The sequence below is a fragment of the Streptomyces sp. NPDC051561 genome (assembly GCF_044454195.1).
In the GTDB taxonomy this organism is placed as follows: Bacteria; Actinomycetota; Actinomycetes; order Streptomycetales; family Streptomycetaceae; genus Streptomyces.
This window is the reverse complement of record NZ_JBITDM010000019.1, coordinates 100029-113229: the sequence shown is the minus strand read 5'-3', so window position 1 is coordinate 113229 and position 13201 is coordinate 100029. Positions and strand designations below refer to the sequence as shown.

At 72.2% G+C, this 13201-nt stretch carries 12 protein-coding genes; 5 read left to right on the top strand and 7 right to left on the bottom strand.

The window, feature by feature from the left end; all coding sequences use genetic code 11:
* Positions 1 to 102: 102 nt before the first annotated feature.
* A complete protein-coding gene (locus ACIA73_RS31795; protein WP_399442332.1) occupies positions 103 to 822 on the bottom strand; it encodes an N-acyl homoserine lactonase family protein in 720 nt (239 codons plus the stop codon).
* Between the two features lie 155 nt (positions 823 to 977).
* Between ACIA73_RS31795 and ACIA73_RS31790 the strand changes: the two genes are divergently transcribed.
* On the top strand, positions 978 to 1574 hold the full coding sequence (locus ACIA73_RS31790) for a TIGR03086 family metal-binding protein (RefSeq protein ID WP_399442331.1): 597 nt from the start codon (positions 978 to 980) through the stop codon (positions 1572 to 1574).
* 121 nt (positions 1575 to 1695) lie between these two features.
* Positions 1696 to 3048, top strand: a complete 1353-nt coding sequence (locus ACIA73_RS31785; protein ID WP_399442330.1) for a S28 family serine protease — start codon at positions 1696 to 1698, stop codon at positions 3046 to 3048.
* A gap of 50 nt (positions 3049 to 3098) precedes the next feature.
* On the opposite strand, the gene ACIA73_RS31780 is transcribed toward ACIA73_RS31785, so the two are convergent.
* From ACIA73_RS31780 to ACIA73_RS31765, 4 genes are all read right to left on the bottom strand, one after another.
* Positions 3099 to 4559 (bottom strand): peptidoglycan D,D-transpeptidase FtsI family protein, encoded by a 1461-nt coding sequence (locus ACIA73_RS31780; RefSeq protein WP_399442328.1) that lies wholly within the window; start codon positions 4557 to 4559, stop codon positions 3099 to 3101.
* A 102-nt stretch (positions 4560 to 4661) separates the two neighbouring features.
* Positions 4662 to 5321, bottom strand: a complete 660-nt coding sequence (locus tag ACIA73_RS31775; protein WP_399442327.1) for a response regulator — start codon at positions 5319 to 5321, stop codon at positions 4662 to 4664.
* Positions 5318 to 6610: a sensor histidine kinase gene (locus tag ACIA73_RS31770; RefSeq protein ID WP_399442326.1), complete on the bottom strand. Its 1293-nt coding sequence runs from the start codon at positions 6608 to 6610 to the stop codon at positions 5318 to 5320. Before ACIA73_RS31770 ends, ACIA73_RS31775 begins: the two co-directional genes overlap by 4 nt.
* Positions 6607 to 7611 carry a hypothetical protein gene (locus ACIA73_RS31765; RefSeq protein ID WP_399442325.1) on the bottom strand — a complete coding sequence of 335 codons (1005 nt, stop codon included), beginning with the start codon at positions 7609 to 7611 and terminating at the stop codon, positions 6607 to 6609. Before ACIA73_RS31765 ends, ACIA73_RS31770 begins: the two co-directional genes overlap by 4 nt.
* 225 nt (positions 7612 to 7836) lie before the next feature.
* On the opposite strand from ACIA73_RS31765, the gene ACIA73_RS31760 reads away from it, so the two are divergent.
* The 3 genes from ACIA73_RS31760 (at position 7837) to ACIA73_RS31750 (ending at position 10569) form a co-directional block, all read left to right on the top strand.
* Positions 7837 to 8547, top strand: a complete 711-nt coding sequence (locus ACIA73_RS31760) for a DsbA family oxidoreductase (RefSeq protein WP_399442379.1) — start codon at positions 7837 to 7839, stop codon at positions 8545 to 8547.
* 46 nt (positions 8548 to 8593) lie between these two features.
* A complete protein-coding gene (locus ACIA73_RS31755; RefSeq protein ID WP_399442324.1) occupies positions 8594 to 9661 on the top strand; it encodes an aminotransferase class V-fold PLP-dependent enzyme in 1068 nt (355 codons plus the stop codon).
* 98 nt (positions 9662 to 9759) lie between these two features.
* Positions 9760 to 10569 carry a hypothetical protein gene (locus tag ACIA73_RS31750; RefSeq protein WP_399442323.1) on the top strand — a complete coding sequence of 270 codons (810 nt, stop codon included), beginning with the start codon at positions 9760 to 9762 and terminating at the stop codon, positions 10567 to 10569.
* A gap of 236 nt (positions 10570 to 10805) precedes the next feature.
* Here ACIA73_RS31750 and ACIA73_RS31745 read toward each other — a convergent pair whose 3' ends face one another.
* Positions 10806 to 11732 (bottom strand): SCO1860 family LAETG-anchored protein, encoded by a 927-nt coding sequence (locus tag ACIA73_RS31745; protein ID WP_399442322.1) that lies wholly within the window; start codon positions 11730 to 11732, stop codon positions 10806 to 10808.
* Between the two features lie 322 nt (positions 11733 to 12054).
* A complete protein-coding gene (locus ACIA73_RS31740; protein ID WP_399442321.1) occupies positions 12055 to 13143 on the bottom strand; it encodes an amidohydrolase family protein in 1089 nt (362 codons plus the stop codon).
* Positions 13144 to 13201: the final 58 nt, after the last annotated feature.

The following is a 13201-nucleotide window of genomic DNA, read 5'->3' as shown; positions in this document are numbered from 1 at the left end:
CGAGAGGCAGGGGTGCGTCGACCGGTCGCGACGCTAGGTACCGGGCCGCTGCCCGTCAAGCAATGGACGGTACCCGGCGATTCGTGGACCGATGCCGGTACGTTACGGCGTCCAGACCGCGCGATCGTGCGCGAACAGCACCCGCTGCGGGGCGAATTCGGCCAGCCGGGCGACCCACGGGCGGTCGACCGGGACCAGCCCGGTGCGGGCGGCGAGCACCGTGTGGGAGAACTCGGACGCGAAGTCGTGGGCCTGCCCCGCCAGCACCGTCGGGCCGCCGCCCGTGCCCGGTGGCGACTCGACCACCAGCGACTGGTGTCCGTCCGTGTGCCCCGGCGTCGGCACCAGGCGCACCCCCGGCCAGATCTCCGCCTCGCCGTCCAACTCCTCGTAGCGCACCGGCGGTCCTGGCGGATCCACCAGCGCGTCCAGGGTGTAGTCCCCGGCCCGTGCGGTCGCCAGTTCCTTCGCCTGTACGAAGACGGGCAGCCGGTGCTCCGCGAGCAGCGGGTTGCCGCCGATGTGATCGAAGTGCAGATGGCAGTTGACGACGACGGAGAGGTCCGAGGGGGCGACCCCGGCGGCGGCCAGCGCCTCGGTCAGGTCCCGGCGCCGCGGCCGGTAGTGGGCGTCCACCTCGGCGTCCCCCGCGCCCATCCCGGTGTCGAAGAGCAGCAGCCCCTCGGGCCGCCGTACGAGATAGCCCAGTACCTCCTCCACCCGCGCGTGCCCGGTGCCGGTCTCGCTCGCCGGGCGGACGAAGTGGCCGAGGTCGAGCCGGCGCACCGGAGGGCCCCCGCTCATCCACGTGTCCTTGCTCATCCACCCAGCGTGACACAACCCGATGTACCCGCTCCGACCTGCGAGTTGACGGAATCTTTGAGGGAATTTGGCCCCGGGCGATGAGTTTTCGGGGGCGGCCGAGTCTTCCCTGTGTGCCCCCGTTGGGCTTTCCGGGACTTCAGGAGAGGGACCTCATGACCACCACCACGACCGCCGCCCCCACCGCCGTCGTGTTCGATCTGGAACCCGCGGCCCGGGAGGTGGTGCGGCTCCTCGACGGGGTGAGCGACGCACGCCTGGACGGGCCCACGCCGTGCGAGGAGTTCTCCGTACGGGACCTGCTCGCCCACCTGTTGACGCTGTCCGCCGCCTTTCGCGACGCCGCCGGGAAGCGGACGCCGGCCGCAGGGGACGGCGGCCTTCCGGTGGACTGGCGGCGTCTGCTGCCCCGCCGCCTCACCGAGCTCACCGAAGTCTGGCGCGACGCCGATGCGTGGGAGGGCAGCACCGTGGCCGGTGGCGTCACGCTGCCCGCCGGGGTCGCCGCCCAGGTCGCTCTCGACGAACTGGTGCTGCACGGCTGGGACCTTGCCCGCGCCACCGGCCAGCACTTCACCTGCGACCGGGCCAGCCTCCAGGTCGTGTACGCCCTGCTGGCGCCGGAGGCCGACAACCCGGCCCGCTCGGAGATCTTCGGCCCGGTCGTGGACGTACCGTACGGATCGCCCTTCCTGGACCGGGTGGTGGGCCTCGGCGGACGCGACCCGAAGTGGGCCGCGAGCAGGGCGTAACCACCACCGCGGGCGGCACACGATCTCCCTCGGGGGCTGACGGCGGGCCGATGGCCGTGCCTACCATGCGGGACTGCGACGCACACCTCACCGCGTCGCCATGGCCCGAGGGGAACTCAGCTTGCGTACGAAGGTACTTCCCAGCCTGTTCTGCGCCGGACTCATAGCCGCCACCAGCGTGCTCACCGGCACCGCTGCTGTCGCGGCACCCGTCAACGAGTCCGCCGGCACGCCTGTCACCCAGGCCGGTGCCGCCGGTATCCGCGAAAAGCTGGAGCGCATCGACGGACTGACGATCGTCTCGGAAACCCTGAAGGAGGGCCGCCCCTACTTCACCCTGACCATCAGACAGCCGATCGACCACAACAACCCGTGGCGCGGCACCTTCCCGCAGCAGTTCACGCTCTGGCACAAGGCCGAGACCGCCCCGATGGTCCACTACACCGGCGGCTACACCCTCTCCTCGTCCACCCGCGAACTCTCCACGCTCCTGGGCGCCAACCAGGTCAGCGTCGAGCACCGCTTCTTCGGCAAGTCCGTCCCGGCGGGGAAGACCGACTGGAGCAAGCTCACCATCCAGCAGCAGGCCGCCGACGAACACCGCATCGTCCGCTCGCTGAAGAAGATCTACACCGCGAAGTGGCTGGGCACCGGGGCCAGCAAGGGCGGAATGACGCAGGTCTACCACGAGCGCTTCTACCCGGACGACCTGGACGCCGTCGTCGCGTACGTCGCCCCCAACGACGCGGACAACCGCGACGACCGCGTCTACGACAACTTCTTCGCAGGCGTCGGCACCCCCGAGTGCCGCACCGCGCTGGACGCCGTGCAGCGCGAGATGCTGGTCCGCCGCAAGGCGATCCTGCCGCTCTTCGAGGCCACCTCCAAGGAGCAGGGGCTCACCTTCAAGCAGCTCGGATCGGCCGACCGCGCCTACGAGTTCTCCGTCCTGGACCAGGTCTGGAACTTCTGGCAGTCCGGCTCCTACACCAACTGCCCGACCGTGCCCGACGCCAGGAAGGCCACCGACAAGGAGCTCTACGACTGGTCGCTCGGCCACGGCCTGTCGGTCTACTCGGACAGCGACGCGGGCCCCGCGGGCACCGGCCCCTACTACCGCCAGGCCGCCGCCCAGCTCGGCTGGGCCGACCTCACGTTCAAGCACCTGCGCGACGTCCGCAACCACCCGGACATCTACCAGCCCAACTCCCTGCTCCCCGCCGACATGCGCACCCGCTACAGCGGCTGGGACGCCAAGGACGTCGACCGCTGGGTCAACAAGCACGGCCAGCGGATGATGTTCGTGTACGGGCAGAACGACCCGTGGAGCGCGGAGAAGTACCGCCCCTCCCGCAAGGACTCCCACCTGTACGTCGCCCCGGACTCCAACCACGGCGCCCTGATCTCCAAGCTGGTACCGGAGCAGCGCGCCGAGGCCGAGGCGACGGTCAAGCGGTGGGCGGGCGTCCAGTAGCTCTCCGGACGAGGGGGTGGGGCGCGGCGCGGGACGCCGCGCCCCACTCGCTACCTGCCCAGCGCCGCCTTCATCATCCTCTGCGCCACCGGGGCGGCGAGCCCGTTGCCGCTGACCTCCGAGCGGGCCGCACCGGAGTCCTCGATCATGACCGCCACCGCGACCTCCTTCCCCGTCGCGGGGTCCTTGGCGTAGGAGGTGAACCAGGCGTACGGCGTCTTGCTGTTGGCCACGCCGTGCTGTGCGGTACCCGTCTTGCCGCCGACCTCGGCGCCCGGGATCCGTGCGTTGGTGCCCGTGCCGTCCTCGACGACCGTGACCATCGCGCTGCGCAGCTGCTCGGCCGTCCGCTCCGAGACCACGCGCTTCGCGTCGGCCCCGTCGTCGTACTTCTCCAGTACGTCGCCGCCGGCGCTCGTCACCTGGGACACCATGTGCGGGGCGGGCAGCTCCCCGCCGTTGGACAGCGCCGCCGACACCATCGCGATCTGGAGCGGGGTGGCCGTCACATCGAACTGGCCGATGCCGGTCAGCGCGGTCTGCGCCTTGTCCATGCCCTTGGGGTAGACGCTCTCGTACGCCCGCACCGGCACATCCAGCTTGTCGCTGTTGAAGCCGAACCTCTCCGCCATCGCCTTCACCTTGTCCTGGCCCAGGTCCACCGCCAGCTTGGCGAAGACGTTGTTGCAGGAGTACTTGAGGGCGGTGCGCAGGGTCGCGTTCTCGCAGGGGGCGGAGCGGTTCTCGTTGTGCAGGACGGTCCTGGTGCCGGGCAGGGTGTACGGGCTGGGGCTGGACGTGGGCACGTCCACCGAGCCGTACAGCCCGTCCTCCAGCGCGGCCGAGGCCACCACGAGCTTGAACGTCGAGCCGGGTGGCAGCGGCTGGCGCATCGCCCGGTTGGTCATCGCCTTGTCCTCGTCGCTGCCCGACGTCAGCCGCTTCCACTCCTCGGCGTCGCCCTGTCCGCTGATCTTCGACGGGTCGTACGAGGGGGTGGAGACCATGCCGAGGATCCGCCCGGTCTTCGGGTCGATCGCGACGGCCGCGCCCTTCTTGTTGCCGAGCGCCTCGAACGCGGCCCTCTGCACGGCCGGGTCGATGGTCGTCACCACGTTGCCGGGGCGGGTGTGCTTGCCCATCAGCAGGTCGGTGGGGTTCTTCAGCCGGTCGTCGGTGCCGTCCAGCACATGGCTGTAGACGCCTTCCAGCTGGGTCGAGCCGTACACCTGAGAGCTGTAGCCGGTGACCGCCGAGTACAGCTCACCTTCGGTGTACGTCCGCTTGTACGCGAGGTCGCCTCCTGCCGTCTTCTTCGATCCGGTGACCGGGGAACCGGCCACGATGATGTTCCCGAGCGGGTTCGCGTACTGCGCGATGATGTTCCGCCGGTTGTCCTTGTGGTCCGCGAGAGCCTTGCCTTCGAAACCCTGCACCCAGGTCACCCGCACCAGGAGCGCGAGGACGAGCAGCAGACAGAAGACCGAGGCGTGCCTGATCGTCTTGTTCATCCTGTGGGGGAGGACGAGCGAGCGGTGGCCAGAGTTCCGTTAAGTCCGGCTTCTCATGCTTTCCTCATGTGGGGAACGGTTTCCTCATGGGCGAGAGCGGCTTCACGAAGGGCGGATGAAGCCCGTCTCGTACGCGATGATCACGGCCTGGGTGCGGTCCCTGGCGCCCGTCTTCGCCAGCACCGCCGCCACGTGGGTCTTCGCGGTGGCCGCACCGAAGCCGAGGGCGGCGGCGATCTCCGCGTTGGTGAGGCCCTTGGCCATCAGCCGGAGCACCTCCGCCTCCCGTTCGGTGAGCCGCTTCACCCAGGGCGCGACGGCCGCCGGCGGGCGGGGCCTGTACGCGGCGGCCAGGGCGCGGACCGCCGCCGGGAAGAGCAGGCTGTCGCTGCGGGCCACCAGCCGGACCGCCTGCACCAGGTCCTCGGCCGCCGCCCGCTTCAGCAGGAACCCGGCCGCGCCCGCGCGCAGGGCGTCGTAGACGTAGGAGTCGTTCTCGAAGGTGGTGACGACCACGATCCGGGGCGGCTCGTCCATGGTGGCCAGGATCTGTTCGGTGGCGCGGATGCCGTCGATCTCCGGCATCCGCACGTCCATCAGGACGACGTCCGGCCGCAGCGCCCGCACCACCGGGACCGCCTCGGCACCGGTGGCCGCCTCGCCGACGACCTCCAGATCGGGCTCGGCCTGAAGGATGACGCGCAGGGCGGTGCGGACCATGCGCTCGTCGTCGGCGAGGACGAGGCGGACGGGGGAGTTCATGAAGTGCCTTCCTGTGTACGGGAGGTGCGGTCGAGCGGCAGTCGGGCGGCCAGCCGCCAGACCTCGCCGCGCGGTCCGGCCCCGAGGTGCCCGCCGAGCAGGACCGCCCGCTCGGCGGCGCCTCGCAGCCCACGGCCGCCCCCGGGACGTACCGCTGGAGCCTTTCCGGGCAGCGGATTTTCCATGATGAGCGCCAACTCCCCACCGGTGAGCGCCAGATGGAGGGTTACCGGTGCCGCGCCGCCGTGCCGCAGGGCATTGCTCAGGCCCTCCTGGACGATCCGGTACGCCTCCCTGGACACCGGCTCCGGCACCTTGGTGAGGTCGCCGTCCCCGGTGCGGGTGACCGGGACGCCACTGCGGGCCAGCAGGTCGTCGAGGGCGTCCAGGGCGGGTCCCGCGAAGTCGGCCGGGTCCTCCTCGCCGCGTCTCAGTACGCCCAGTACGGCGTCGAGTTCGCCCACGGTGCGGCGGGTGGTCTCCTCGATGGCGGCCAGGGCCTCCCGTACGAAAGCGACGTCCGAGGCCCGCCCGCTGTCCAGCACCTTGCGGGCCGCGCCCGCCTGGAGGGTGACCGCGCTCAGCGCGTGCCCCACCGAGTCGTGCAGCTCACGGGCGAGGCGGTTGCGGGCGGCGAGGTCGGCGGCCCGCCGTTCGGCCGCCGCCAGCCGGTCGGCGGGGGTCGGCCCGAGCAGCAGCGGCGCGACGCGGGCGAGCAGTGCGGCGCTCCCGGCGCTCGCCGCCGCGAGCAGCAGCATCGAGACCACCCCGGCCACCGGAGCAAGCGTCAGCGTCCAGTCCCGGCCGGTGAGTTCGGGTACGTCGAACGGGGTGTCGCGCAGCGCGGGCACGAACGGCAGGGCCATCAGCAGCACCGCGAACGGGGTCAGCGCCAGCGACGCCCCGCTGATGATCCCGCCGAGCCCCAGATGCAGCGTCAGCCACCCGGCGGCCCGCATCCGCGCCGCCCGCGTCCCCGCCGCGCCCTCCGCCAGCCCGTCGCCCCCGCCCGCCACCTCCGGCAGCAGCTTCAGTGAACGGATCGCCGCCACCGACAGCGGCCTGGCCGGGGCGAACAGGCCGCAGAGGGCGATCAGCGGCAGGGCGGCCAGGAACGCCAGGAGCTGTGCCGGTACCGAGACGAAGACGTTCCGCGTACCGGCCATCGGCCCGACCACCACGATCGCCACCAGGTAGAACGGCATCAACAGGGCGCCGCCCACCACCAGATGGAGCCAGCCGGCCCTGGCGGGCCGGCCGAAGAGCCTGCCGCGCAACGCGGTGGTCATACGGATCCCGCAGTGTGCCGCCGCACGAAGAACGCGCTGCCGCAGCCGAGGGCGAGCAGGCCGGCGATCATCCGGACAGCGTAGGTCAGCGACAGCGCCCAGGCGGGGCGTTCTCCGTCGAGCCCGCCGAGCACCGCGCTGAGCAGCAGCCAGCCGCCCCAGCACCCGAGCACCCCCGACCCCACCCAGGCCACGGCCAGGGGCGCCCGCAGCCGCAGGGTGCCGCCGGCCCGCAGCGCGAGGAGCAGCAGGCTCGCGGCGAGGGCCAGGGCGAAGAGGGCGTGGACCCCGTCCACGAGGCGTACGTCGACCGACAGGGCGTTCTCGCCGGCCGGTCCTTCGCCCAGCGAGAACGCGGTGGCCGCACCGGCCGCCCGCAGCGCGTGCGGTACGGCGGTGAGTGCGGCCAGCACGGCTGACACCAGTGCGCCGGCCCTCAACCCGGCGCGGTGCGCGCCGAGTTGGGTGATCCGGCCCTGCCACAGGTGGCCCCACCGCTCACGGGCGTACGGCACGAAGAGCCCGCCCAGGGCGATCCCCTGCACGATGAAGCCGCCGTACACCACCCCGAAGACCCACTCGTCCAGGAACGGCGCACTGCCCGTGGGAGCCGGCCCGCCGCCGGTGAGGACCTTGCCCAGCAGCTGGAGCGGGAAGGCGACCATGATCGGGGCCAGCAGTCCGGTCGCCGCCCACATGGGCAGTGCCAGCAGCGCGGCGGGGACGCGGCGCCCCCAGGCCCGGGTGAGCAGCAGGGCCAGGACGATCACGGCCCCGTCCATCAGCACGGTCAGCGCGTTCACCCAGACCATCGCGTCCGCGTGAGTGAGCAGGAAGCTGCCGTCCGGGATGCCCAGCCGGCCGCCCGCGATCCAGCCGGCCTTGAGGGCCAGGTACGGGACGCACGAGACGACGGCCAGGGCGCGCAGGACGCGGCGGGCGGGGGAGAGGGGGAGGGCGGCCGCCGGGGCGGTGGGGGCGACGAGCGGGGTGTGGGTCATGGGCCTCACGCTTGCGGGTGCGGGGCCGCGGTACCTCCTGCCTGCCGACGATCCGGCTCCGCCGCGCGGGGGAGATCAAGGCCGTGCGGGGGAGAGGGGGCCGGAGATGCAGGCCGCGGGAATGGATGGCGGGCCTGCTTCGTTGCCCCTTCGTTGACGCTTGTACTTGTGTGATCCGAGAGACCCGAGAGAAGAAACCCCATGGCTACGCCCGCCCCCGCGCCGCTGCGCGTGGAAATCTGGTCCGACATCGCCTGCCCCTGGTGCTACGTCGGCAAGGCCCGCTTCGAGAAGGGCCTGGAGGCGTTCGCGCACCGCTCGGACGTCGAGGTGGTGCACCGCTCCTTCGAGCTGGACCCCGGCCGGGCCAAGGGCGATGTCGTGCCGGTCGTGGAGCTGCTGGCCGAGAAGTACGGGCGGACCCGCGAGCAGGCGCAGGCCATGGAGGAGACCGTCGCGGGCAACGCGCACGCCGAGGGTCTCGGCTACCGCGTGGAGGGCAGGGACAACGGTTCCACCTTCGACATCCACCGCGTCCTGCACCTGGCCAAGGCCCACGGTGTGCAGAGTGAGCTGCTCGACCTCGCCTACCGGGCGAACTTCGCCGAGGAGACCTCCGTCTTCGACGACGAGGTGCTGGTCGGCCTCGCGGTGCGGGCCGGCCTGGACGAGGCCGAGACGCGTGCGGTGCTCGCCGACCCGGCCGCGTACGCCGAGGAGGTCCGCGCGGACGAGCGGGAGGCCGCCGAGCTGGGCGCGAACGGCGTGCCGTTCTTCGTCCTGGACCGCCGGTACGGCATCTCCGGCGGCCAGCCCGCCGAGGTGTTCACCCAGGCACTGGAGCAGGCGTGGAAGGACCGCGCCCCGCTGACCACCCTCGCGTCCGCGGACTCGGCCGACGGCGCGACCTGCGACGTGGACGGCAACTGCGCGTAGCGAGGCGCTGTGGACGGGGAGTTGACGCGCGCGGCACAGTTGCCGCATGACGACTTCTCCCCTCCAGGGCCTGGCTCCCGGCGCGTTCGCTCCGCAGGCGACGTACCTGAACACCTCCTCGTACGGCCTGCTGCCGCGCCGGGCGGTGGAAGCGGTCCGCGCACTCGTCGAACTGAGCGCCACCGGCACCACCCCCAGCCCCGGCACCTTCGAGACCTTCGAGCTGGCCCGCGCGGCCTACGGGCGGCTGATGTCGGTGCCCGCGGAGCGCGTCGCACTCGGCACCGCGGTCTCCGTCCATGTGTCGGTCATCGCGGGCGCACTGCCCGCCGGCTCCGAAGTCCTCGTCCCCGAGGGTGAGTTCTCCTCTCTCGTCACCCCCTTCGCGCTGCGCAGCGAACTGAAGGTGCGCTACGTCCCACTGGAGGACCTGGCCGCCGAGGTGCGCCCGGAAACCGCACTGGTGGCCTGGTCGGCCGTCCAGTCGGCGGACGGCCGCCTCGCCGACGACACGGCGATACGGGCGGCCGCCGCCGCGCACGGCGCGCGCACCCTGGTCGACCTGTCGCAGTCCGCGGGCTGGCTGGCGACCTCCGCCGGGGACTACGACTACACGGTGGCCGCGGCCTACAAGTACCTGATGTGCCCGCGCGGGGTGTCCTTCCTGACGGTTTCCGAGGCGGCGCAGGAGTACACGCTTCCGGTGCAGGCGGGGTGGCTGGCCGCGGAGGACGCCTGGGGCAGCACCTACGGCCCGGTCACCGAGTTCGCCCACTCCGCACGCCGCTTCGACGCCTCGGTCCCCTTCCTCGGTTACGAGGCCGCGGTGCACTCGCTCGCCCTTCTGGAAGCCACCGGCCTCCAGAAGGTCCGCGCACACAACCTGGCACTGGCGGACCAGCTGCGGGCCGCTCTGGCCTCCCAGGGGCACCTGCCCATCGACGCCCCGGGCTCGGTGATCGTCGCGGTCCCCGGCCTCGGCGACCGCGCCGAGCGACTGGCCGAAGCGGGCATCAGGGTCTCGGCCCGCGCGGGCAATCTGCGGGCGTCGTTCCACCTGTACAACGAGAAGGCGGACGTCGAGCGCCTGGTCGCGGCACTCGGCACCGACTGACCGGCCTCCATCGAAAACGCACATATATGCTGGCCGATCGCAGAAGACGTGACGCATTGGGCGCATGATCCTGCCGTTGACCGCCCTGGAGTCCTGCCGTGCTGCGCCGTGCCCTGCCCCTGTTCGCCCTGCCCGTTGCTCTGGTGTGCGTGGGCTGCGGCCCCGAGTCGGCCCCGGGCGGCGCGGATGCCGCCGCGCCGGACGAGCCGGTGGCCTCGCCGGGCGTCGACCACACGCGGACGGTACGGGCGGCCCTGGACGCCACCGGCCGCAGCACGGCCCGTACCGCGCAGAAGACGGAGTTGAGCCAGGCCGGCGGTCCCACCTACGTCATCAGCGGCAACGGGGCGTACGACTTCGCGCAGGACCGGGGCCGGACGACCGTGACCCTGGCGACGGCGGCCCGGTTCGAGGAGGTCTTCGACGGTCGGAAGGTCTATCTGCGCGGTACGGCGGGCGAGGAGACGAGGGAGTGGTCCGCGGTCCGGCGCTCCGAGGTCAAGGCCCGCCACCTGCTCAGGGCCCCGGCGAACGACCCCGAGTACACGCTGCGGCAGACCGCCATGGTCAAGGAGTTCCGCAAGGCCGGTGAGGAGTCGCTGGGCGGAATCCGGGCGGTGCGCTACAGCGGCGCGCTGCCCCACGACGCGCTCACGCTGGACATGGAGGCGGAGCAGCGCGGGAAGATCGGCAAGCTGCGCGACATGCTGGGCAGGGACCTCCCGGTGACGGCCGAGGTATGGGTCGACCCGCAGGGACGGACCCGGCAGATCCGCCTCGCGATGAAGTTCGAGGGCGAGATGTCCTCCATCAACACCCTCACCCTGACCGACCTGGGCAAGCCGGTAAAGGTCACCATCCCGGCCGCCGCCACCACGGTCCCTTCGACCGACACCGTACTGGGCTGACTCCGCCCCCCACGGAGTCGCACCCCTCGCCCCCGGCCCCCCTCCCGTTACCCCAGCCCACTTGGGCGACGGGGCCGCCTGCTTCTCCCACCCCTGGTAGCCCCGTTGGGCGGCGGGTCCGCCTGCTTCTCCCACCCCTGGTAGCCCGCTTGGGCGGCGGGGCCGCCCCCCGGGGAAGGGGGCGGCCCCCCACGGAGTCGCACCCCTCGCCCCCGGCTCACCCGCCCCCCCTCCCGTTACGCCCGCGCCCTCCGCGCCACCACCACAGCCCCGGCCCCCGCCACCAACAGCACCGCCCCACCCCCCACCAGATACGGCGTCGCCGAACTCCCTCCGGTCTCCGCCAAGTTGACCTTCTCACCCACCGGCTCCGTCTTCACCACGCCCGCCGTCTGCGGCTTCACCCCCGCAGGCTCGGCAGCCTCCGGCGCCGACCCCACCGTCCGCACCTCCGGCACCGTGCACCCCGCCTCCGCCAACGTCACGACCCCCTCCACCTCCGCCACGTTCAGCTTCAGCGGATTCACCGACACCTTCAGTTCCAGCGCCGCCGCGGCCGCCGTCCGCGACGTGGTGTCCCGCTTGGAGAAGGTCAGCGAAACCTCGCCCACGGCCGGCACGGCGACCCTCGTCACCCCGCCCGCCGTCAGCGTCACCCGCTTGCCCAGCACCGTCACCCGCCCCAGCGCATTCGCCTCCGCCTCCGGCCGCGCCCCCGCCACGCACACTGCCTTGGAGGTGACCTTCTCCACCTCGATGAGGGAGAGCAGCGGCAGACCCGGGACATGCACCTTGGCGTGGGCCAACTCCGAGCGCCCCTCGGCGCGGTCGCCCTCCACCGTCGCCCTCGCGGTGGCGACGTCCGCCCGCAGCAGGGACACCGGCCGCCCCTTCTCGACCCCGTCCAGCGTCACGGTCAGCGCCGTGCGGGCGGCACTCGCGGGTGCCTGCACCTCGTTGAGCGAGGTTCGTACGGGGACGTTCACCGTCTTGTTCAACAGGGACACGTCGAGCCCGGCCCGCAGTACCGCCGCGTTGGCCTTCCCGGGGGAGGAGGGGGACGGCGGGGGAGTGGCGGCGGCCGGTCCCGCGGTCAGCAGCGCCAGCGGTCCGGCCGCCAGTGCGAGCGCCGCCGCGGAGGCGAGCGAACGGCGTGCGGGCATGCGGAAGAGAGAGCTGTTCAAGGTGGTGGAACCCCCACAGGAGAGCGAGGTCGCAGGGCACCCGCCACGGGGGACACCGTGGGTGCTGCCGACGACCGGGACACCGAAATCTTTACGCACTGAGGGTGAATGAACAGGCACCCGGCGTGAGTTCACCCCAAAGGGGGGTTTTCGACCTCATGTTCGGATCTTCCGGCACGGGTGTTCCCCGCAGCCCCATCCGTCACCCGCGCCAGGGGGCGTACCCATGAAGAAGCTCAACGACCGGCGCCGCCCCGGAGTCACCCCCTGGTCAACCCCACGCCCCCCACCCGGAGCCCCCTCACCCCACCACCCGCCCGTTCAGCACCACATGGAGAGGCGCCCCCAGCACCCGTACATCCGCCCTCGGGTCCGCCTCGTACACCACCAGATCCGCCGGAGCCCCCTCCTCCAGACCCGGCCGCCCCAGCCACTTCCTGGCCCCCCACGCCGTGGAGTTCAGCGCGTCACCCACCGGAATCCCGGCCCTCACCAGTTCGGCGACCTCCTCCGCCACCAGACCGTGCGCCAGCGAGCCGCCCGCGTCGGTCCCGACGAAGATCGGGATGCCCGCGTCGTACGCCGCGCGCACCGTGTCGTACCGACGGGCGTGCAACTTGCGCATGTGCGCCGACCACTGCGGGAACTTCGCCTCGCCGCCGTCCGCGAGATGCGGGAACGTCGCGATGTTCACCAGCGTCGGCACGATCGCCACCCCCCGCTCGGCGAAGAGCGGAATGGTGTCCTCGGTCAGCCCCGTCGCATGCTCGACGCAGTCGATGCCCGCCTCCACCAGGTCCCGCAACGAGTCCTCGGCGAAGCAGTGCGCGGTCACCCGCGCCCCCAGCCGGTGCGCCTCCGCGATCGCCGCCCCGACCTCGCCACGCGGCCAGCACGGGGTCAGGTCCCCGGCCTCCCGGTCGATCCAGTCGCCGACCAGCTTGACCCAGCCGTCGCTGCGCCGCGCCTCGGCCGCCACGTACGCCACCAGATCCCCGGGCTCGATCTCGTGCGCGTAATTGCGGATGTAGCGGCGGGTGCGGGCGATGTGCCGACCGGCGCGGATGATCTTCGGCAGGTCCTCCCTGGCGTCGATCCACCGGGTGTCGGCCGCCGAGCCCGCGTCCCTGATCAGCAGGGTTCCCGCGCCCCGGTCGGTCAGCGCCTGCTTCTCGCTGGTCTCCGCGTCCACCGCTCCGTGCCCGTCGAGCCCCACATGGCAGTGCGCGTCGACCAGACCGGGCAGCGTCCATCCCTCGACCTCCGCGAAGCCACTGCCGGGCGGCCGCTCGTAGGTGATGCGCCCGTCCACCGCCCAGAGTTCGTCGCGTACGTCCTCGGGCCCGGCCAGTACCCGCCCCTTCACGTGCAGCACCTCGTGATCGCTCATGCCCAGCACTGTACGAGCGGCGGGCTACCCTCGGCCGGTAGCACCGAACACTGATCCG

Bases quoted from the DNA above. Each gene is read 5' to 3' on its own strand.
- ACIA73_RS31795 (WP_399442332.1), bottom strand. From the start codon at position 822: ATGAGCAAGGACACGTGGATGAGCGGGGGCCCTCCGGTGCGCCGGCTC.
- ACIA73_RS31790 (WP_399442331.1), top strand. From the start codon at position 978: ATGACCACCACCACGACCGCCGCCCCCACCGCCGTCGTGTTCGATCTG.
- ACIA73_RS31780 (WP_399442328.1), bottom strand. From the start codon at position 4,559: ATGAACAAGACGATCAGGCACGCCTCGGTCTTCTGTCTGCTGCTCGTC.
- ACIA73_RS31775 (WP_399442327.1), bottom strand. From the start codon at position 5,321: ATGAACTCCCCCGTCCGCCTCGTCCTCGCCGACGACGAGCGCATGGTC.
- ACIA73_RS31770 (WP_399442326.1), bottom strand. From the start codon at position 6,610: ATGACCACCGCGTTGCGCGGCAGGCTCTTCGGCCGGCCCGCCAGGGCC.
- ACIA73_RS31765 (WP_399442325.1), bottom strand. From the start codon at position 7,611: ATGACCCACACCCCGCTCGTCGCCCCCACCGCCCCGGCGGCCGCCCTC.
- ACIA73_RS31755 (WP_399442324.1), top strand. From the start codon at position 8,594: ATGACGACTTCTCCCCTCCAGGGCCTGGCTCCCGGCGCGTTCGCTCCG.
- ACIA73_RS31745 (WP_399442322.1), bottom strand. From the start codon at position 11,732: ATGCCCGCACGCCGTTCGCTCGCCTCCGCGGCGGCGCTCGCACTGGCG.
- ACIA73_RS31740 (WP_399442321.1), bottom strand. From the start codon at position 13,143: ATGAGCGATCACGAGGTGCTGCACGTGAAGGGGCGGGTACTGGCCGGG.